A 21440-nucleotide genomic window follows, 5' to 3' on the forward strand; every position below is an offset into this window, starting at 1 on the left:
AACTTTATTAAATTTATTATGTTTTGTGTGTTTTACGTAGCTGTAATTATTCTTGAGATAAATCAACTACCTTAATACCAACATCAGAGACTGCAATTAACTGACCTTTAAACCACACACCCGCGATTAACGTTTTTCCATCTTGCTGAGGTATTTTGCTAAAACTTTCACCATCGTCGGTGCTAATAAGCAACATACCATTGTTTCCTAGAATGAAAATTCGCTCATCATTAGCAAAAACAATATCATTTAATAATGCAGTGGTATTGGTGGGAACTTCATCCCACTGCGAACCATGATTGAGGCTACGAAAAACATGGCCACGAAGGCCTGCGACTAAAACATTACCCGTTTTCGTTCGCGCCAATGAGAAAAAAGAACCTTGATAAAAGTTATCAAATTGTTGCCAGGTCAGGCCAAAGTCATCACTTTTTGCCAATAACCCTGTTTCACCTAATAGAAATAAACTGCCACCGTCTTGAACCAAACGATTAAAGTGCGGCAAAATGAAGGTAATCTCGTCTAGATAAGCGGCTTCATCTTCAGCCTTTAATTCATTAAGGTATTCAACATCATCAGCTAACAAAATCTCTTGATGAAATTCGTTTTGCCAAGTGCTACCACCATCATTGGTGCGAAATACCTGGCCATAAGCACCAACAGCAATTCCCTGCTGAGGGTTTTTAAAATAAATATCAAAAAGGGGTTTTTCTAGTAAAGGTAAATATTGTTGAACTTGCCAATTGAGCCCACCATCTTGGCTGTGCAATATCGTTGCGTCATGACCAACAGCCCAACCTAACTGTTCATTTAAAAAGAACACATTGGTTAATGTAACTTGTACAGGTACATTGGCTTGTTGCCATTTTTTACCGTCGTTAGAAAGTAATATATGGCCATGCTGTCCGACCGTTACTAGCTTTTCTTGACCAATAAGTGAAATGTCTAATAATAATGACTTACTTGCTAATGGAGACTCTATTGCTGGAGTTGGGATATTGATAGTTGACGCTGTATTTTCAGCACAAACAGGAGAAATCGAGATAAAATATATAACTGCAAAAGCAACTAATAAACGCATAACAACACTCTTTTGACTTTTCTAATGATAAAAATAAATATAGAACTAAATTAAGTTAAATTTACGATAAGTGCAAAATTAACACTAAAAAAAACGGCTAACATCTGTCAGCCGTTTTCATATTACTGATTATCTACGACCTTCTCGTCTTAGCGCAGCGGGAGTAAAATCTCGCTCGTTAAGCTTTTTAGAAAAGTCATACATTTTAGCTTCATTATCTAACCCTATCGCTATATAACGACGTGATTGAATATCATGAAACACATCAAGCGTTGACCAAAGTGTTGGTACATCATAATAATTGATAGCATGTGCTACACCTACACGATAAAGCTCATCGCGATTATCATAAATATCAGTGACAGCTACTTGCCAGCTATCTTCATCGATATAAAAAACACGCTTCTTGTATATATGACGAGTATTTTCTTTAAGGTTAGCTTCAACTACCCAAACACGATGCTTTTCATAACGTACTAAGTCTGGATTAATGTGCCCTGCCTGTAGAATATCTTCATACTTAACTTTATCACTATGAAGTCGATAGTCATTATAAGGAATCAATAATTCTTGCTTGCCTTTTAAAGTCCAGTTATAACGGTTTGGTGCGCCATTATACATATCAAAATCATCGGTGGTTCTTAAACCATCTGACGCTGTACCTGGTGCATCATAAGCCACATTCGGTGCACGGCGTACACGACGTTGACCCGTATTATAGGTCCATGCTTGTCTAGGTGTTTTAATTTGATCCATAGTTTCATGAACTAATAAAGCGGTACCAGCTAGACGAGCAGGCTCAGTTAATTTTTGTTTGAACTTAAACAAAATATTTGTTTTTTCAAGCTCCTCTGGTGAGGCACCTTGAACACTATATGGTAAAAGTAATGTTTCATTTAAACCAACGTAGGTAAAACTACCTGATGCTGTCGGTGCAGCCTGACCCGCTTGACGAGTAACACTTTCACCACGATAGCGTAATGTGTGGTTCCAAATTGCTTCAAGACCATTTGCTGGCACTGGAAAAGGAATACCAACAGCAGCTTGCTTAATACCATTACCTTCTTTAACTAATTCTGAACGTGTCGCATTATCTTTAACAGCCTGATAAACATGTTCTGGATATGAAGCACTACGACGTGTTTGATAAACATTCATTTTATAGGTTTCAGGATAAGTCTCAAATAACTTTATTTGTCCTGGTGTTAACAACGATTTGTAATCTGCAAGATTACTCGCTGTAATAGTATATTCAATTTTGTCTGTTGGATAAGGATCAATATGATGATCACCAGCAGTATATCCTGCAGGTGGTTTAGTAATACCACCTGTCCACTCTGGAATCGAACCATCTTCATTAGCAGCACGTGTAGCACCTAAAGGGGTTAATTCTGACGACAGCATTGCCGCTTGATCGGCTGGTATTTTTGCTAAAGCACCTGCCGATAAGACCATTGAGATGGTCAATGATAATAGTTTGACTCTATTCATGTTATTTCTCATGATTTCTGCCTTAAATTAGATTGAATATTTTACGCTGAAAGAAACATAGTCGTGATCTTCCATCTTATTAGTGGTGCCAACACCACCGAAGAAGCTGTTATAGTTCAAATCTGCTGACCAACGACTTTGATAATCAAAGGTTACTCCCAGCGCCATTGACTTTCTGCCTTCAATAAACATAAACAATGGATCAGGTGTAATACCTTTAACATCGTGGGAAAATACAACACGTGGCGCTATATTGATACCAGCGATAACGTTAGTATATTCAAATTTAGCTATTGCACGATAACCCCAAGCAAATTCTGTTGGGAATGGGTTAGTCTCAACACCATCTTGTAACGCTTTGTTTAAACCTGGAGCACCATTACTAACACCACCACTGCGTGCGGTGCCTGGGCCATTTAAACGTAATTCACTTTGCTCGGGCATATCATTAATATTGATACCACCGACCTCAATGAGTCCTACTAATTGACTCGCGCCAAACGTTGGCCCGAATAGATGTGTTAATGTCATCTGCGCTTGCATAGTATCAGATAAAATATAACCGTTAGCTGTTTCGCCCGGACCGAAAGGATTACCATCAGCATTAACCATTTGCGAAACACCATTTAGCGCAGCGCCGGCAGGGTTTCCTGAATTATAAACTTGCTGAGGAACTGCAGCAAATAGTAGTTCAACATCATCAATTTGCAGCGGCTCATCTTGACGATAACTTACTTCACCGGCAAAGGCTGTTGTACCCAAGGTTGTGTTAAAACTCATTGCGTACATTTTAATGTCTTCTACATAATCTAACTCAACACGAGAGAAACTATTTAAATCAGTATAGTTACCTTCGTTAATTTCATTTTCTACAAGATATCCAATATCTCCGCCTATTGATGCAGCACTATAATCTGCGGTAACGCCTGAGAATATTGGTCGACGACTATGATAATTGACATGATACAAACTTATTTCAGTATCATTTAATTCAGGTAAGAACCAAGATAAACGCAAACCATATTGGCCGCCATCATCAGGATCATTTTCAGCTTTAGAGCCTGGTGCTCTTAAGGTAAGATTAGTAGCATAAGCACCATACATTCCAGCAGCTTGCGTGGGTGATATTTTCCCTGTTCGAACTCCTTCACCAATTTCATTTAGACCAGCCATTAGGTAATCTAAGTTCATGTCAGGATTGCCACCAAAACCAAGTTGAACATTATTGTATTGACCACCGTCACCGGCAAAGTCGTTGGTCGAAAAATAACTACCTGGTGGTGGTAAAATAGTTTTCTCCCAAGCGTATTGATAAAAGGCTTCAATGTTGAAGTTATCTGTAACGCCCAATGAGCCCCATAAGGAACCAACCGGAATAAATGCTTCTTTTAATTCAGCACCCGGTGCACGTAAACGTGCAATATCAACAGCATTGATCTCACTGATACCATGTGAAATTAACGTACTTTCACCCCAGCTAATGACTTGATCACCAAGACGAACTGAGAATGGCATTTCACCGATTTCAAAATCACCATAAACATAAGCATCGAGTAGGCGGATATCTTGACAGACTTGTTTTTTCGCTTCGCTATCACGACAGGGATCGAAAACATTACCGGTAAGCGCATTAGAGGATGCTCTATCATCATCCATCATGGCATAATCATAAAAATACATACCACGAACAAAAACACCAACATTTTGATAGTGAATATCTAATTCATGAACACCTTTAAATATTTTGGAGAAACTTTCACCGGCATTATAATTTAAATTGCCGTTATCACCATTGGTAGAATAACCACCAGCACCTTTCCAAACATCTTCTTTAACAGGCACATTGAGTGGAGAGTAAGGTCTGTAAGTATTATCAAAGCCTAAGGCGCTATTGGCATTGTTAGACTTACCTATATTGTCATTCCAGTTTCTATCTTCTGTTCGCCAGCTTGAGCCGAGACTAAAAGTAGAATCAAAACTGATCTCTACATCACCGAGCTCCCATCTTGCTGCTTGAGCAGTATTAACCATTGAAGTTAACAACGACATTGAAAGCGCGGCAGCAATACCTACAGCTAAAGGTTTTTTGGCAAAGCCATGTTGAGGCTTGTTTTTCATCTATTCTCTCCCCTGTTCAGAACATGATGCTAAAAGATAAAATATCACCGAAAGTTCATCTACATTAATGTAATCAAAAGTTAGTTCTTGTTATATTATTTATCTAACGACAGCAATAATTACATCATTTGACTTAGGTAGCAAGCGTAAACATTGGAGTTAAAGCGCTATATTTTAATGACTTGCATTCAACTAAATGCCCGCTTTAATGCATTGTTTTAAACGTGCGTTTGAAATTTAAATATTACAATACTAGGTTTGTTTTATAAGCTCATGAAATAACGATTATTTGTTTAACTTAGGATTGTAAATACACAAGGCGAATGGTCGGACCACTGTTTCAAGTGATTACTCTATTTAATAACACTGAAGCGAAATTAATTCAGTTTAGATAAGGATAAAAATTTATTTTGTTGAGTTTGTAAACAAAAATCTCCTTGAATACCATTAACGGTAAGGTACTTTCGTAGGTGCATAGCAGGAAATTGCACTTTAACACCTTGGGTCGTTGTGACGACAACATTTTGAACTGTGCCTTGGTAGTAAGGGAGAAATTCATTAGTCGTTATTTTAAGAGAGAAGTAATATTTCATGTTATTAAATACATTTACGGATATAAATACTAGTAACGTGCTAATTTGAAATCAAAGCACGTTACTACCAAATGATATTATAAGTTGAATTAGTCATTGAGTGCAGCATCAAGCTTTTCTTTTAAGTCATTAGACAAGTTGGTTAATGCCTGTAATTTAACTAATTCTGCTTTCATTAACTTTTGATGTGCAGGGGCAAAGCTTTTAAATTGAATTAACGGTGTTATTAGTCTTGAGGCCACTTGTGGATTAATTTCATTTAATTTAGCAATTTGATCAGCTAAGAATTGATAACCTCGCCCTGTCGGACAATGAAAATACTTAGGATTATTCATTGCAAAAGCACCAATTAACGAGCGTGCTCTATTCGGATTTTTTAAGCTAAATTGTGGATGTTCTAAAAGGTTGGCAAGTTGTGTAAAAACATCTTCACTGACCACGCTAGCATTCAGGGCAAACCATTTATCCATAACTAATGTAGTTTGTTGCCACTTATTTTCGAAATGTTCTAATTGTTCATTTAAATCGTCTAAATTATTTTTAGAGCTACAGGTTAAAGCAGCCAAACTATCAGTCATGTTCTCTTTTAATATGTCATCATTATTCGTCGCTTGCTGGTATTGTTGCGTAACCAAGTACTGGTATTCAGGTAAAAGGCTTAAATAGGACAAACAAACATTTTTCAATGCTCTATTCGCCACAGCATTATCTTTTAAATCTTCGTGCTGACAAGCTTTATAGCTAACAAGTAATTGTTGCTGAGTACCTCGCGCAATAAAAGTAGCAAGTGTGGTTATCGCATTAGTCAATGCTATTGGGTCAATATCAACCATCAAACTAGCAGCTTCATCGAAACTCGGTAATGATAATTGCTCCGCAATGAAGGCGCGATCGCCACCACTATTTAACATATCATTGATTGCATTGATTAATTCATTAGGGATAGTGTAATCAATATCAAACGTTAATTGATGTAAGTATGACATTAACAATTTCTGACCTGCATCCCAGCGACAGAAGCTATTATCAGCTTGCTGCATAATGGTTAATAGGCTGGTATTATTTTGATCAAAAATCAACTTAACTGGCGCACTAAAATCAGCAAGCATTGCTAACGTTGGTTTGCTGGTAAAACCACTAAACTGCCAACTTTGCTCGGTTTGGGTCAATTCTAATAACTCACTTTGCGAAGCCTCGTTATTATTGTCACTGATTAATTCAACTTTGATTGGAATATGTAAAGCTTGTGGATTCTGTTGATTTTTAGTTATTGGTGATTGCTGTAATAAAGTTAATGTATAAATGTTAGTTTGTGAGTCAAACATTTCTTGTGCTTTAATCACAGGTGTTCCGGACTGGCTATACCATAACTTAAATTGAGCTAAATCTTTACCGCTGGCATCACTCATAGCATTGATAAAATCATCACAAGTGACAGCCATCCCATCAAAACGAGAGAAATATAAGTCCATGCCTTGTCTAAATTTATCTACACCAATCAATGTATGCAACATACGAATAACTTCAGAGCCTTTTTCATAGACTGTTAGCGTGTAAAAGTTATTCATTTCAAGTACTTTTTCAGGTCGTATTGGATGCGCCATTGGACCTGCATCCTCAGCAAACTGCTGAGAACGTAATACGCGTACGTTTTGAATACGAGTCACCGCACTTGAATGCATTTGGGCACTAAATTGCTGATCTCGAAACACGGTTAAGCCTTCTTTTAAGCTTAGTTGAAACCAATCACGACAGGTGACGCGATTTCCGGTCCAGTTATGAAAATACTCATGGGCAATAACCGCTTCAATATTAAAATAGTCACTATCTGTTGCGCAATGACTATCTGCAAGTACGTATTTAGAATTAAAAACATTTAAGCCTTTGTTTTCCATCGCACCCATATTAAAAAAGTCTACCGCGACAATCATGTAGATATCTAAGTCATATTCAAGACCAAATGTCTCTTCATCCCATGCCATTGATTTTTGCAGTGACGTCATGGCATGTTCAGCTTTCGCCAAGTTGCCTTCATCAACAAATATCTCAAGGGCAACTTCCCGGCCCGACGCCGTCGTAAAGTTATCCTCAAGTAAGTCAAAATTACCTGCGACTAAGGCAAAAAGGTAACAAGGTTTTGGAAAGGGGTCATGCCAAGTAACAAAGTGTTTATTGTCCGACAACTCACCACTCGCCACTTTATTACCATTAGATAATAAGTAGGGATATAGGTTTTTATCAGCGATAACCTTAGTGGTAAATGTTGCCATCACATCAGGTCTATCTAGATAATAGCTGATGCGTCGAAAGCCTTCAGCTTCACATTGAGTACAAAAAGCATCACCTGATTTAAATAACCCTTCTAGCGCCGTGTTTTCTTGTGGGTTTATCTCGGTAGTAATAATGAGCGTAAAATGGCTTCTATCTGGCAAGCTACTTGCTGGGATAATTAATAACGTCTCATTAATTTGATATTGATCTTTACTGAGCGCCTGATTATCAAGCACTAATGAAACTAATGTTAAGTGCTCACCATTTAGTTGTAATGCTTGTTGAACGTCACCTTTTCGCTCTATGGTCAATTCACTGACCACTTGACTACAAGTATCATCTAAATGGATAGTTAAATTTACTGTATTAATAGTAAAGTCAGCTGGGCGGTAGTCCGCTAAAAACCGTGGTGCTGTGTCTGATAAAATAGATGACATAATAGAGCCTTACTTTGGAGATGAAAATTAAGCTGTTGCTTTATGAGTTGTTTCTTTAGTCGTTTTATTAGTTAATGTCTTAATATTAAAACCAATAAAGCCATAAATAACAGCAAGGATGGGATTAATCCAGTTAAAGAAACAATAAAACATATAATCAAGTGGGTTAACTAATAACACCCCTGACATATAAACGGCACAAGTATTCCATGGGATTAGTGGTGAAGTAATGGTACCTGCATCTTCCAGAGTACGGCTTAACACCAAGGGATCTAAACCTCTTCGCTCGTATTCTTCTTTATACATACGACCAGGCATTACAATAGCCATATATTGATCCGCGGTTAAAATGTTAGTGCCGATACACGTAGCCACAGTACTCGCGATAAGACTACCGGTTGATTTAGCTGAAGCTAAAATAACCTCAACAAACTTTTTCAACATACCTAAGTGCTCTAATACCGCACCAAAACTTAACGCACACATGATAAGCCAAACAGTATTTAACATAGAAGACATACCACCTCCACTGAGTAATGAGTCTAGCTGGCTGTTGCCTGTTTCAATCACTACCCCGTCAAAAAACGCCGTCCAGATCACTTTTACATTTGCTGTAATCAAATCGGTATTTCCGCCTAAACGTACGATTAACTCTTGTTGAAATACCAATGCCCAAACGCCACCAATCAAAGCACCAATTGCAACTGCGGGAAAGGCAGGTACTTTTTTAATGGCCAGCGTTAATAAAACCAAGAGTGGCACTAAATTAAAGACCGAAATATTAAATTGTTCTGCTAACTGCTGGCTTAACAAATCAATACTGTCATTATTTACTGTGATAGTTTCATTAAGCCCAATAATGATGAACAAGACTAGCGCCGTAACAATAGAAGGCGCGGTTGTCCAAAACATATAACGGATATGAGCAAAAAGTTCACTACCTGCGATAGCCGGAGCTAAATTTGTTGTCTCTGAAAGTGGAGAAATTTTATCACCAAAGTAAGCACCAGAAATAACAGCACCTGCAGTAACAGCCGGAGATAAATCTAATCCCTGAGCTATACCAATTAAAGCAACACCGATTGTAGCTGCAGTAGTCCATGAACTACCAATACTCATAGAGACGATCGCACACATTACACAGGCCGCAGCATAAAACCATGATGGATTTAATAACTGTAATCCATAATAAATCATTGTTGGTACGGTACCCGATAATAACCAAGTACCAATCAGCGAGCCTACGGCTAATAAGATTAAAACCGCACCAAGGGAAAGAGAAATGCCATTTACAATGGCTTTTTCAATAGAGTGCCAGTTGTGCCCATTTTTTACGCCGACAATAATAGCAACGCCCATGGATATAAGTAGTGCTATTTGATTCGGGCCATAAGACGAGTTGTCACCAAAATAAAATACGGCGAGGGTAAGTAAACAAATTAAAGTGATCACTGGAATGCTTGCATCGAGCATACTTGGTTGTTTTGGGAGATTTAACTCAGACATGTAATGTAAACCTTTTATTATTGTAGTTATTTAACGGTAGGCTTTATATAAAAATAAAGCCGCCTCGATGGGCGGCTTAATTATGCAAATACTGATTATTTTTTTGCGATTTTACCTAAAGATACAAAATCAAATGTTATCCGAGCTGCCTCATCTAAAAATGGGTCTAAATCATCAAGTTCATCAGATAAATCATCTAAATCGGTTACTTTCTCTTTACCTAAAAGCACAAGTTGTTCATTAACACGTACTAAACGTTTACTTTTACGTTCTTCACGCTCAGATTTACGTGTTGCAAGGTTTAATGAAATAGTTTTATCATCTTTTTCCGCTTGATAAATACTAATATCTTCCAATAAGTAATTAAACTCTGGATTTTCTTTAATACGTTGCTGATAAAGAGAACTCAGGTATTCAATATCTGTATTGAGTTCATTCAACGGCGAATATTTGGCTTTTTGAATTTGATCCCAAGGTAGTGCGTTTTCTTCTTTACTTTCGCCCCAATCTTCTGGGTTTACCGCAGCAGGGAAAGAGATGTCAGGTAGTACACCTCTATGCTGTGTACTACCGCCATTTATACGATAAAATTTAGCAATAGTATATTGAATGCTTCCTAAAGGCTTTTCATATAAGTCATATACGCGACCTAAACCTCGGTGTTGTTGCACTGTACCTTTACCAAAAGTATGTTCACCAATAATGACACCACGACCATAATCTTGAATGGCAGCAGAGAATATTTCAGAGGCTGAAGCACTGTAGCGATCAACCATTACAGTTAGGGGACCATCAAAAAAGCTAACACCATCGCGATCACTATTTACTTGAATACGATTTGCGCCATCTCTAATTTGAACAACAGGACCTTTATCGATAAACAAACCTGTTAATAAAGTCGCTTCGCTCAATGAGCCGCCGCCGTTACCGCGAAGGTCAACAATGATGCCCTCAACTTCCTGCTCTTTAAGTTTGGCTATTTCTTTTTTTACATCTTTAGATAGGTTGTTGTAAAAGCTAGGTATAGTAATAACACCTAATTTTTTACTGTCTGCCACATCTGGATTTTCAAGATAAACCTCTGACTTTGCGGCTCTATCTTCTAATTTGATAATATCTCTAACGATAGAAACCACTTTAATATTGGCTTCATCGTCACTATCACCTGATAATATTTGTAAGCGAACTGTAGTGCCTTTAGCACCTTTAATTAATTCGACCACATCATCTAAGCGCCAACCGATAACATCTTCAAAATCTTTATCGCCTTGGGCAACGCCCACAATACGGTCTTTTGATTTTAATTGTTTAGACTTATCTGCCGGTCCACCCGTAACAACACGGTGAATAACAGTATAATCTTCAATTGAACGTAACTCTGCACCAATACCCTCAAGTGACAAGTTCATATCAACTTGGAATCGTTCTGCATTTCGCGGCGATAAATATGAAGTATGTGGCTCAACAACACGAGCAAAGCTATTCATTACAAGTTGGAAAGCATCTTCACTTTCACTTTGCTTTAAACGTTTAATCGCGTACTCATAGCGTTTAGTTAATACTTCTTTAATTTTTGGCCATTCTTTCTTGGTTAATGTCAGGTTTAAAACATCTGATTTAACCTTTAACCGCCATAATTCATTCAACTCAGCTTCACTAACAGGCCAAGGTGCTTCTTCACGATCAAAAGAATAAATTTCTTCTTTGGTGAAATTGAAAGGGTTTTTATCGCCTTTACTATTTAATAAACTGACTGCATATTCATAACGTTCTAAACGTCTTTGCATATTTAGGTTATAAATATCGTAAGCGGTTGCCAACTTACCACGTGTCAATACAGTGTCGAATTCAAGACGATATTTCTGAAAATCATCAATATCAGTTGCTAAGAAAATATTTCTCGCATAATCGAGTTGTTTAATAAAACGATCAAAAACTTCACCTGATAGAGCATCATCAATGATGACTTTCTTATAATGCGCACGAGTGAATCGTGCCGTAATGCGCTTGCTTGCTGTAGCATGCTGAGATTCAGGCATGAGTACAGGGAGTTCTTCTGGAGTGATTGGTTTTTCAAACGCAATAGCGCTTACAGATAAACCTAACGATAAAGATACGGCGAGAGCGATACGACAAAATTTTTGCATGCATTAACTTCCTATTCAATTTCTAAGTGACCTAACGGTTTCTGCTAGGCCTAGCCGCCAAACCTAATTATGGCGACTTTTGACTGCTTACAAGTAGATGTTTTGTAGTTGAGTTTTGATAACCATGCCAGAATCAAGTTGTACACTGATATCTTTACCTGAAATTTCAGTGATAGTCGCTTTCATTGGTGAATTACCCAATTGCACTCTAACTTTACTACCTACGTTAATTGTAGTTGATTCAACAGATTTAAGTGGCTCTACTTCTTTTTTCACAGTTTTTTTCGGTGTTGACTTAACTGTTTTAAATTTAGTTGATTCACGTTTTTTATCAGCTGGCTTATTATTAGCTGCTTCTGTTGAGCCTTGTTTACCTTTATAAGGCTTTTTAGCATCGTTGTCTGTCGCTTTTTTGTTACCAAATTTTTCTTGGCTTTCTTTAAGCGTTTTGCTGGCATAAGCTGCTTGATCTTCATCAATTTCAGCAACGTCTTTGCCATCAACGTCTACACGTGAATTACCAACCTTGATAACTTTTAGATAACGCCAGCTGCTTGTATAATGTCTTAATGCTTGACGTAAACGTGTTTTGCTCACCGTTTCATCATCATCAAGCTTTTCAGCTAGATCTTGGAATATACCAATTTTAAGGGGTTTAACAGGACCTTTAATTGAAAAACACTCTGGGAATTTTTCAGTTAAATAAGCAATGATGTCTTTCGTACTTGTACGTTTAATTTCAGTTTCCATAGCTACACTTTTTTACAATTTTAATTAAATTAAGCTGATTTTATTTTTAAACAAGAATCACTCTATCAAGAACGACTCTAGCAAGAAAATAGCGCCAATGTTTATCTTTCTTTATTCTTCAGATTGAAGATGTTGCTCAGGATTATCGAGCACATGCTTACACCAATCATATATATCATCTGTTTCTATCTCAGCAATCGCTTCTTGGCCTATCCAGGTATCCCAAATGAGTGCCAACAACTGCTCTAACACTTCCGTATCGATATTTTCATCCGCTAAGTCGTACATAGTATGATAAATTTCATTCATACGCTCAGCAACTTCTTCTTCCTGACCATCCCAGTCCCCAACAATTTCTTGGGTTACTAGATAGTCATGAATGACTACAAATTCTTTCATTAAACTTTCACTTTCTCTATAAATTTTAGACTACAGGGTAAACTTACGCATTGTCCATAGCAGTAATATTTTGCTCGAAAGCCTGTACTATCGACACAATGCCTTGTTCGTCTTCTAGGTTGAATCGATCAAACACTGTGCTATCAATGTCTAAAATAGCAATCACTTTACCAGCGATTTTAACAGGAACAACTAGTTCAGCATTACTACTTGCATCACAAGCAATATGACCATCAAACTGATGAACATCTGAAATACGCTGAACTTCTCCTGTAAAAGAACAAGTACCACAAACGCCTTTACCGACAGGAATTCGAATACAAGCGACTTTACCTTGAAAAGGGCCAAGCACCAATTCACCATCAATAAGACGATAAAAGCCAACCCAATTTACATCAGCTAATCGCTCAAACAGCAAAGCACTGATATTTGCCATGTTTGCAATAATATCAGATTCATCGTTTATTAGCGCTTTAGTTTGCCCTAATAGTTCATGATAAAATTCAGCTTGATTACTCATTTAAAGGCACCATTGAAGAAAGCTATGATAAAAAGCGCTAACATACCTAAAAACACACGATAATTAAAGCTTTTCTCGAACAAATGGCCAACTATTCCGAGTTATTAGTTCATTTATCAATCTTGAAGGCTAAATTTCACTAAAACACGGGCGGTAATGCTTTGACTACCGATTAATGATGAATGCGCTCTTGGACTTGAGTCTTTCATCATTGCCTCTGCATACATAGGACGATAATGATTACTTGACTGCTCTCTAATTAATTGTAATTTTTCTATTTTTCGCCCTGCCTGTTCAGCCATACGCTGAGCTTTTTTCCTTGCATGGCTAATAGCTTTTAATAAAGCTTGTTGGTAATACTCGTCTCTTCCCTCGACACTCATAGATAGTGAGGAAATATGACTGACATTTATTTTAATAATTTTCGTTAAAAAACTATCGTAGTCATCAATTTTATTAAAATTAACAGTAATTTGACGACTTAATTCAAATAATGGTCTTTTTTGTCCATTAACAGTATTTGTTTGTTGATTAATACTTTGGCCATCAATATAAACACTGCCTTGCCTAGCGTTATTAAGTTCAAGGCCCTGCACTTGAATTGAGGGTTTTTCTTCCACTATACGTAAATTAACCCGTGCAGAAGTTATATTTCTGTCCTTTACTGCAAGGCTTTTAGCTGCATTAACGACTGAATTACTCTTTTTATCTACTAATGCTTTTAACTTATTCGGTACGCGACCACGTTCAGTAATTGTTAACGTTAATGAAAATTGATCAGGTATAACCACCACACTGCCCTGACCTGAAACTTCAATCCCTGTATCATCAAAAGAAAAAGCGTAGCTTGGTAACAATGAGCAAATCAAAAGTGTCGAGTACGATGTTATGCGCTTTAAGTTTAACAACGTATTTATAGGTGAACGAAAAGATAACAAATTCATGTTAGCGCCTTAAATTAAGTGGTGAATGTACTGAACCCGTTACCTAAAAAATACTAGCCTTTGGAGGTTGTAATCCATTCATTGCTGCGCCTAAAACCAAGTAGACCAGCAAATTCTGAAAATGTATATTAAATGATAACGGGTGAATCGTTGTAAAAAGGAGGACGTTTCCCACTTAACTGCTTTATTTTTTATTGATAAACTTAAGAAAGTCTTCTTTCTCATCTTTGCTAGCTTTCTGCCACCAGTATTTGAGCATAGGAACCGTGTCTACCTTGTTGATAACTTTGTTATTAAAGGCCTGGCTATCTACAGCAGTAGTTATGGTTGGACTATTGCTTTGAGAGATAACTACTGGGGCTGATAATGTGGTAACTACTTTAGTTACCTGTTTACCCAATTTATAATCACTAAGTGTCTCTAATTCTAACACCAATTCTTGTTTGTTTTCATCGAGCAAGATAACTTCTGGTGATTGAACAAAGCGCTCGGCCGAAGCTAAATCACTAATTTTACTTGTCGATAAAAATAATTCCTGCTGATTTTCTACTACCAGTTTAACGACGAAATAATCAGACTTTACCAGTCTATCCTCACCCATATCTAAATCTTCAAAAACATCTTTATATTTAATGACTAAAGTATGTTTCCCTTGAGTTAAATCAATCGTTCGTTTTTTTGATAAAAAACCATGTTCAACGGCTTTGTCATCAACGTCACGTAATATTAGATTATCAGAAACCGTTAATGTCGCAGCGTTAGCCTTAACAGCAATAAAACTGCCTAGCAGGAGGCTGGCACAAAGATAACTTAGTAGTGAATTGTTCAAAAATTTTGCGCGAGTGGTCATTGTAGTCAAGCTTGAATCCTTTATAGGGGTGATATGTAATTACTCTTTATAAACTGCCTAGCGAATAAATAAAAGAAAAAAGATGTGATAAAGGTTAGACATTCATTCAACCCCATGCGTATTATCCATGCAAGTTAAAATGTAGTGAGCAAACATGGATGGCAAGAAACTCGACATTAACAAACCTTTTTCTAAGTACTAAAAGAAATATGGGCCGTTTGATTAGTCATATCGTCAAAGCTGACGATATCGATGATATCGTCCAAGAAACCTTTATTAAGACTTATGAAGCCGACTTAAAGCAAGAAATTAAGTACGTTCGCAGCTATATGCTCAAAACGGCAAAAAACCTTGCGTTGAACCATGTAGCTCGATGGGATAATAAATATAATGATTCTCTAGAGGATTTTTCTCAGCCACCTGTTCAATTAACTAGCGGAAAAGTTGAAGACGATTATGAAAGCAAAGAACAGTTCTTATTTTTTTGTCGAGCAACGGATCAACTATCAGGTTCAGTGCGTAAATGTTTTATTTTAAAAAAAGTTTACGGATTAAGCCAAAAAGAAATTGCTAGCTATTTAAATTTGAGTGAGAGCACAGTCGAAAAACACATAGCACAGGGTCTCCTTAAAAGTACAAAGTATATAAAACGAATGAATCACGGTCATAGTGTTAAAGGTGCTAAACAAAACCACCAAGTTCATAGCCTCCAAGTAAAAAAAACAGTTTTGAAATAGAGTAATAAGAATGGGTAATGTAAGCCAACTATTCGGTAAAGATAACAAACAACAAGATTACAGTATTCAAGAAGATAGTATCCAAGACCTTGCTTGTCTTTGGATTAGTCGTATGGATCGTGGATTAAGTGCATCTGAACAACAAGAGCTCGTTGAGTGGTGTAAGCAAAAGACTCAACATCATAATGCGCTACTTGAGATGGCTTCTTACTGGGATGATTTAAGTGTTTTGAATGAATTAAGTGATTTATTTCCGTTAATACAACCCAAAGTTGGCAATCAACGAAACAAATTCTCTGCTATCGCCCTAGCGGCAAGTGTCGCCATTATTTCTATCATAGGTCTCAATACCTTCGTCAATGAATCATTTTTACCTTATTTACCGTCTTATCATGAACAGACATTAACCCAAACTCAAACCTTGAAAACTCAAGTGGGTGAACAGACAAGTTTTACTTTGCAAGATGGTTCTCAAATTCAGTTAAATACTAACAGTCTTATCATAGTAGACTATAGCCCCACACAACGCCTACTCACACTCGTGCAAGGCGAAGCCCGTTTTGATGTCGCTAAAGATAAAAATCGTCCTTTTACCGTGACCGTTGGTGAAAAGTCTTTTACTGCACTGGGTACAATATTTAATGTCCAAAGAAACAATAATCAAGCAATGGAATTAGTTGTTACCGAAGGAAAAGTATTAATTACCAAAGCAACAACTTCAATCACTGATATTAAAGACACCTTACTTTCAGTGAGTACGGCATTTATGCCCGATATACTTGAAGCCACATTAGTCATCTCTGGTGAAAAAGCGGTGATAGCAGAAAATTCAGCACCGATTACTAAAACACCAGTCGAGAAAGTCTCTTTAGATCAAATTAACCGTGACCTAGCTTGGCAGCAAGGTATGCTTATTTTTGAAGGAGAGCCTTTATCAATGGCACTGGCTGAGATTAGCCGCTATACCTCCAGTAACTTTGAGATTGTTGACAGTAAACTATCTGAGTTAACTGTCGCGGGTTACTTCAAAGCCGGGGATATTGATGGTCTATTAACCTCATTACAAAGTAACTTTGGCATTATTTATCGCAAAAACTCCAGCGGCACTATTTTACTGTCCTCCGCAGAATAATCACCATCATCTCGAAAATCCTCTCTTATTTACTTGATTAATAGCTGGTATTTTTTACTGGCTATTTAACTACAGATAGAACAATATAAAAAAAAACAAAAAATAAATTAGAGGATTCCCCCTGCTTAACTGTTTATTACTATTGCACAGTTGGCGAAATAAACTTCGTCTGAATCAAGCCTCGTTTAGGCATGCCTTGTTGCTTAATATCTCCTTAGTGATGATGTTATCAACAATAAGTCATGTCCAGGCAGAGGAACTAATTCGCTTTGATATTAATAAACAACGAGCTGATAAAGCTTTAATTGCATTTGCCCAAAAGGCCAATCAAACGATAATTTTTTCCTTTGATCTAGCCAAGCAATATCAAGCAAATACTTTGAAAGGTTATTATCCTGTTAACCCGGGCCTAAAAAAATTATTAAATGGCTCTGGTCTAATCGCTGTTGTTAATAACTCTGGTCAACTGAGCATTCAAGTTGATTCACATAACAAGAGAGATATAACAATGAGAAATAAAAACATACATGCCGCGCTAATACCGATTTTACTCGGTGCAGCCAGCCAAACAGCATTAGCTCAAGAACCAGCACAAGCACAAGAAGAAGAAGTAGAGAAAATATCCATAGTCGGTAGCCGAGTGGCTGGCCGATCTGTCGAAGACTTACCTGTGCCTGTTGATATTTTATCAGCGGAAGCGTTAGCAAATACTGGTCAGACAGAAGTTGGCCGAATGCTCCAAGCCATTGCCCCATCATTTAACTTCTCTAGCTCATCTATTAGTGATGGTACCGATGCTTTACGCCCAGCAACATTACGAGGCCTAGGTCCGGATCAAACCCTAGTACTGATTAATGGTCGTCGTCGTCACCAAGCCAGTTTAATTCATATCAACACTTCTGTTGGCCGAGGCACAGCGGGTACTGATATGAATGCTATCCCTGCAGCTTCAATCAAACGTATTGAAGTATTACGTGATGGTGCTGCTGCACAATATGGCTCTGATGCCATAGCAGGTGTTATCAATATCGTACTTAACGATGCCGATGAAGGCGGTAAAGTAGCGGTATCTTATGGTGAATATTCAGAGGGTGATGGTGAAACAACCAATGTAGACATCTCTAAGGGCTTTAGCTTAGGAGATAATGGTTACCTTAATACAACCCTTAACTTTAGAGATCGTGGCTTTACTAATCGTGCAGGCTTGCATGGCTCATGTCAATTCTCAGGATGTATTGAGCAGGCTAATGGTGATTTATTATTAGGCGACCCTAGAGAAGCAACAGCAACTCGTTCCACCTTTAGAATTGGTGATGCGGATGCCAGTCAGTTTGGTTTAACCATTAATAGCGGTTATGAATTAGGTGATGGTGAATTGTATGGTTTCCTTACTTATTCAAATCGCGATAATGAATCAGCCGCATTTTTCCGCCACAACAATAATAATGGCGGTAATGCCCCACTACAAGATGGCGATGCGACTATTCCAGCCGGATTTTTACCTAAAATTAATACTGAAATAAAAGACATTTCTTATAATTTTGGTTATCAAACAGAATTTTCAGATGGCTCGTCTTTAGATTTTTCTTATACCTATGGGCAGAACAATATTGATTATGTTACCAGTAACACCATTAACTCTTCTTTTGCTAACTCATTACGTTACAGCTCAAGTTTAAGCGCAGATGAAATTAGAGCCTCGATTCCGCGCCAAGCGTCAGCATACGGATTAGAGTTATCACTGCAAACATTAAACCTTGATTATACCCAAGACTATGAATACTTTTCATTAGCCATGGGCGCAGAAATTAGAACGGATGAATTTAAAGTAACTGCCGGTGATGAATATTCTTATCGTGACTATGATACCGATGAATTAGGTAATAGTTTATTCCCTGATGACCGCTCTGCCGGCACTCAAGGATTTGGTGGTACAGCGCCAATGCAAGCTGTAGATGAAACCCGTGATGTCATCTCATTTTATATTGATGCTGAAACTGAAGTTACTGAAGACTTAATCGTCAGCGGCGCTGTACGTTACGATGATTATGAAGGCTTTGGCGACAGTACCAACTTCAAATTAGCCGCTAACTGGTCTATCACTGAGGATATTGCTATACGTGGTGCGATGAGTACAGGTTTTAGAGCACCATCAATGCAACAACTTTACACTGACAACATAAGTACTCAGTTCCAAACAGATCCTGCTAATCCTGGCGGCGATCAAATTGCCGTACAAGTGGGTACTTTTCGTAATGACTCAAACCTAGCTAAAGCGATAGGTATACCTGAATTAAAAGAAGAAGAAGCCACTAACTTTAGTTTAGGGACCGTCATTAATATTACCGATGATATTAACTTAACCATCGACTGGTACTCAATTGATATTGATGATCGAATCGTATTAAGTAACTCCCTAGGTCAAGGTTTATCACCTGCTTTAGATGCGGCACTTATTGCATCCGGCGCTGGTGCAGGTCAGTTTTTCCTAAATGGTGCTGATACTGAAACGACAGGCATTGATATCATTGCTACATGGAATACTGAACTACTCGGTGGTGACTTTAATTTAACTGCTGCCGCAAACTTTACTGAAACTGATGTGGTAAATATCTATACACCACCAGACAGTGCATTGGGTGGTATCGATCCAAGTGATGTATTTTCAGAGCAAGCCGTTTCTATTATTGAAGAATGGCAACCACAAGATCGTATTAGCTTAAGTGGTTTGTATACTATTGGTGATGTAAGTATTAATTTAGCCTTTAACCGCTATGGTGAATATACAGTTACTGACGGAGGCACACAAACTTACGGTGCTGAAGTATTAACTGACTTACGTGTTAACTATCAAGTAACTGAGAGCTTATCATTTAACATTGGTGGTAATAACTTGTTTGATGTTTACCCTGATGAAAACACTATAGGTAACTCACGTTCAGGAACAATAGTGGATGCAAGTGGCGATGTTGTAGTAAGTAGCCCTGGCGTATTTACTTATTCACGTCGTTCGGCTCCTTTTGGATTTAATGGCGCATTTTACTATGCAGGTGCTGAATTTAAATTCTAATACTAATTCTAGCGAATACTAGATAAAAAAAAGCGCAGAGTAATCTGCGCTTTTTATTTTATAACGGTTCATCAATGCTAAAAGATATTCATATAAGCGTTATCAATAAAAAGATGGTCAAACCCTACGAAAAAAATCTTTACGTTAATCATTAAACCGTTTCGAATCTATTCAAACAATGCAGGTACTCTTACCTGACCTTCCATAAGTACGCGAGCACTTCGGCTCATACTTACTTTTTTCACCGTCCAGTTATCATTAACACATTCAGCTTGTGCGCCAACCTTTAGCGTGCCTGATGGGTGACCAAAAGTTACCTCGCTTCTTTCTCCCGAGCCAGCAGCAATATTGACCAAAGTACCAGGAATGGCTGCTGCAGTACCAATAGCTACGGCAGCAGTTCCCATCATGGCATGGTGTAACTTACCCATAGAGAGTGCACGTACGTGTAAATCAATCTCACCGGCAGTAATATTTTTACCACTAGACGTTGTATAATCCTGTGCATGTGAAACAAAAGCAACTTTTGGGGTATGTTGACGGGCTTTCGCTTCTTCGATATCGCTAATTAAACCCATTTTTATCGCACCATACGCACGAATGGTTTCAAAACGTGCAAGGGCTTCATCATCATTATTTATAGCGTCTTGAAGCTCGGTACCTGTATAACCTATTTCGTCTGCATTTAAGAAAATGGTTGGAATACCTGCCATGATCATAGTCGCTTTAAATGTGCCAATATCAGGTACAACAAGATCATCAACCAAATTACCTGTAGGGAACATTGCCTCACTCGGGTCTACCGGTGCAACAAAATCAACTTTCACTTCAGCTGCAGGGAAAGTTACGCCATCGAGTTCAAAGTCACCAGTTTCTTGTACCTCACCGTTAGTGATTGGTACATGGGCAATAATCGTTTTGCTGATATTCTTTTGCCAAATTCGCACTTCACAAATACCGTTCGCAGGTATTCTGTCTGCACTCACTAATCCTGAACTAATAGCAAAAGAACCAACAGCTGCAGTAAGGTTGCCGCAATTGCCACTCCAATCAACAAACGCTTTATCAATGGCCACTTGGCCAAAGAGATAGTCGACATCGTGATCCACTTGTTCTGATTTAGCTAAGATTACCGTTTTACTAGTACTAGACGTTGCTCCGCCCATACCATCGGTTTGTTTACCGTATGGATCTGGGCTACCAATGACGCGCAATAACATGTTATCGCGAGGTTTACCTGGAACCTGACAGCTTGCTGGCAAATCGGTTAAATTAAAAAATACGCCCTTAGAGGTACCTCCACGAATGTATGTAGCAGGAATTTTCACTTGAGGTTTATGCACTTGAGAATCGTGAGACATCACGTTTTCCTTTTATTTAATTAATAAAAAAGC

Annotated in this window: 16 protein-coding genes; 3 read left to right on the forward strand and 13 right to left on the reverse strand. The window is 37.9% G+C overall.

Translation table 11 applies throughout. The features are described 5' to 3' along the window. Window positions 1–46: 46 nt before the first annotated feature. The 12 genes from CPS_RS12510 to CPS_RS12560 all read right to left on the reverse strand — a co-directional run bounded on the left by CPS_RS12510 (window position 47) and on the right by CPS_RS12560 (window position 15107). A complete protein-coding gene (locus tag CPS_RS12510; RefSeq protein ID WP_011043610.1) occupies window positions 47–1081 on the reverse strand; it encodes a WD40/YVTN/BNR-like repeat-containing protein in 1035 nt (344 codons plus the stop codon). A gap of 129 nt (window positions 1082–1210) precedes the next feature. Next, complete coding sequence (locus CPS_RS12515; protein ID WP_011043611.1) at window positions 1211–2572, reverse strand: DUF1329 domain-containing protein; 1362 nt, start codon at window positions 2570–2572, stop codon at window positions 1211–1213. 27 nt (window positions 2573–2599) lie between these two features. Continuing rightward, window positions 2600–4690 carry a DUF1302 domain-containing protein gene (locus CPS_RS12520; RefSeq protein ID WP_011043612.1) on the reverse strand — a complete coding sequence of 697 codons (2091 nt, stop codon included), beginning with the start codon at window positions 4688–4690 and terminating at the stop codon, window positions 2600–2602. Window positions 4691–5067: 377 nt separating this feature from the next. Beyond that, a complete protein-coding gene (locus CPS_RS23415) occupies window positions 5068–5283 on the reverse strand; it encodes a DUF2835 family protein (protein WP_011043613.1) in 216 nt (71 codons plus the stop codon). 89 nt (window positions 5284–5372) lie between these two features. Continuing rightward, a complete protein-coding gene (gene pepN, locus CPS_RS12525; protein ID WP_011043614.1) occupies window positions 5373–7991 on the reverse strand; it encodes an aminopeptidase N in 2619 nt (872 codons plus the stop codon). Window positions 7992–8018: 27 nt separating this feature from the next. Beyond that, window positions 8019–9497, reverse strand: a complete 1479-nt coding sequence (nhaC, locus tag CPS_RS12530; RefSeq protein ID WP_011043615.1) for a Na+/H+ antiporter NhaC — start codon at window positions 9495–9497, stop codon at window positions 8019–8021. Window positions 9498–9592: 95 nt separating this feature from the next. Further along, window positions 9593–11644, reverse strand: a complete 2052-nt coding sequence (gene prc, locus CPS_RS12535) for a carboxy terminal-processing peptidase (protein ID WP_011043616.1) — start codon at window positions 11642–11644, stop codon at window positions 9593–9595. 87 nt (window positions 11645–11731) lie between these two features. Further along, window positions 11732–12394: an RNA chaperone ProQ gene (proQ, locus tag CPS_RS12540; protein WP_011043617.1), complete on the reverse strand. Its 663-nt coding sequence runs from the start codon at window positions 12392–12394 to the stop codon at window positions 11732–11734. A 111-nt stretch (window positions 12395–12505) separates the two neighbouring features. Further along, the gene (locus CPS_RS12545) at window positions 12506–12793 is read right to left on the reverse strand and encodes a hypothetical protein (RefSeq protein ID WP_011043618.1); all 288 of its coding nucleotides are present in this window, start codon (window positions 12791–12793) and stop codon (window positions 12506–12508) included. 43 nt (window positions 12794–12836) lie between these two features. Then, window positions 12837–13313 (reverse strand): GAF domain-containing protein, encoded by a 477-nt coding sequence (locus CPS_RS12550; protein ID WP_011043619.1) that lies wholly within the window; start codon window positions 13311–13313, stop codon window positions 12837–12839. Window positions 13314–13429: 116 nt separating this feature from the next. Next, window positions 13430–14257, reverse strand: a complete 828-nt coding sequence (locus tag CPS_RS12555) for an SIMPL domain-containing protein (protein WP_011043620.1) — start codon at window positions 14255–14257, stop codon at window positions 13430–13432. A 184-nt stretch (window positions 14258–14441) separates the two neighbouring features. Next, a complete protein-coding gene (locus tag CPS_RS12560) occupies window positions 14442–15107 on the reverse strand; it encodes a YccT family protein (RefSeq protein ID WP_011043621.1) in 666 nt (221 codons plus the stop codon). Window positions 15108–15316: 209 nt separating this feature from the next. Between CPS_RS12560 and CPS_RS12565 the strand changes: the two genes are divergently transcribed. The 3 genes from CPS_RS12565 (at window position 15317) to CPS_RS12575 (ending at window position 20046) form a co-directional block, all read left to right on the forward strand. Further along, window positions 15317–15844, forward strand: coding sequence for an RNA polymerase sigma factor (locus CPS_RS12565; protein ID WP_232769161.1), 528 nt, complete (start codon window positions 15317–15319; stop codon window positions 15842–15844). A gap of 10 nt (window positions 15845–15854) precedes the next feature. Next, window positions 15855–16976 (forward strand): FecR family protein, encoded by a 1122-nt coding sequence (locus CPS_RS12570; protein ID WP_011043623.1) that lies wholly within the window; start codon window positions 15855–15857, stop codon window positions 16974–16976. Window positions 16977–17196: 220 nt separating this feature from the next. Then, the gene (locus CPS_RS12575; protein ID WP_138140373.1) at window positions 17197–20046 is read left to right on the forward strand and encodes a TonB-dependent receptor plug domain-containing protein; all 2850 of its coding nucleotides are present in this window, start codon (window positions 17197–17199) and stop codon (window positions 20044–20046) included. A 167-nt stretch (window positions 20047–20213) separates the two neighbouring features. Here CPS_RS12575 and prpF read toward each other — a convergent pair whose 3' ends face one another. Next, on the reverse strand, window positions 20214–21407 hold the full coding sequence (gene prpF, locus CPS_RS12580) for a 2-methylaconitate cis-trans isomerase PrpF (RefSeq protein WP_011043625.1): 1194 nt from the start codon (window positions 21405–21407) through the stop codon (window positions 20214–20216). Window positions 21408–21440: the final 33 nt, after the last annotated feature.

Origin of the sequence: Colwellia psychrerythraea 34H (genome assembly GCF_000012325.1) — a bacterium.
Classification (GTDB): domain Bacteria; phylum Pseudomonadota; class Gammaproteobacteria; order Enterobacterales; family Alteromonadaceae; genus Colwellia; species Colwellia psychrerythraea_A.

Bases quoted from the DNA above. Each gene is read 5' to 3' on its own strand.
- CPS_RS12510 (WP_011043610.1), bottom strand. From the start codon at position 1,081: ATGCGTTTATTAGTTGCTTTTGCAGTTATATATTTTATCTCGATTTCT.
- CPS_RS12515 (WP_011043611.1), bottom strand. From the start codon at position 2,572: ATGAATAGAGTCAAACTATTATCATTGACCATCTCAATGGTCTTATCG.
- CPS_RS12520 (WP_011043612.1), bottom strand. From the start codon at position 4,690: ATGAAAAACAAGCCTCAACATGGCTTTGCCAAAAAACCTTTAGCTGTA.
- CPS_RS23415 (WP_011043613.1), bottom strand. From the start codon at position 5,283: ATGAAATATTACTTCTCTCTTAAAATAACGACTAATGAATTTCTCCCT.
- pepN (WP_011043614.1), bottom strand. From the start codon at position 7,991: ATGTCATCTATTTTATCAGACACAGCACCACGGTTTTTAGCGGACTAC.
- nhaC (WP_011043615.1), bottom strand. From the start codon at position 9,497: ATGTCTGAGTTAAATCTCCCAAAACAACCAAGTATGCTCGATGCAAGC.
- prc (WP_011043616.1), bottom strand. From the start codon at position 11,644: ATGCAAAAATTTTGTCGTATCGCTCTCGCCGTATCTTTATCGTTAGGT.
- proQ (WP_011043617.1), bottom strand. From the start codon at position 12,394: ATGGAAACTGAAATTAAACGTACAAGTACGAAAGACATCATTGCTTAT.
- CPS_RS12545 (WP_011043618.1), bottom strand. From the start codon at position 12,793: ATGAAAGAATTTGTAGTCATTCATGACTATCTAGTAACCCAAGAAATT.
- CPS_RS12550 (WP_011043619.1), bottom strand. From the start codon at position 13,313: ATGAGTAATCAAGCTGAATTTTATCATGAACTATTAGGGCAAACTAAA.
- CPS_RS12555 (WP_011043620.1), bottom strand. From the start codon at position 14,257: ATGAATTTGTTATCTTTTCGTTCACCTATAAATACGTTGTTAAACTTA.
- CPS_RS12560 (WP_011043621.1), bottom strand. From the start codon at position 15,107: ATGACCACTCGCGCAAAATTTTTGAACAATTCACTACTAAGTTATCTT.
- CPS_RS12565 (WP_232769161.1), top strand. From the start codon at position 15,317: ATGGGCCGTTTGATTAGTCATATCGTCAAAGCTGACGATATCGATGAT.
- CPS_RS12570 (WP_011043623.1), top strand. From the start codon at position 15,855: ATGGGTAATGTAAGCCAACTATTCGGTAAAGATAACAAACAACAAGAT.
- CPS_RS12575 (WP_138140373.1), top strand. From the start codon at position 17,197: ATGATGTTATCAACAATAAGTCATGTCCAGGCAGAGGAACTAATTCGC.
- prpF (WP_011043625.1), bottom strand. From the start codon at position 21,407: ATGTCTCACGATTCTCAAGTGCATAAACCTCAAGTGAAAATTCCTGCT.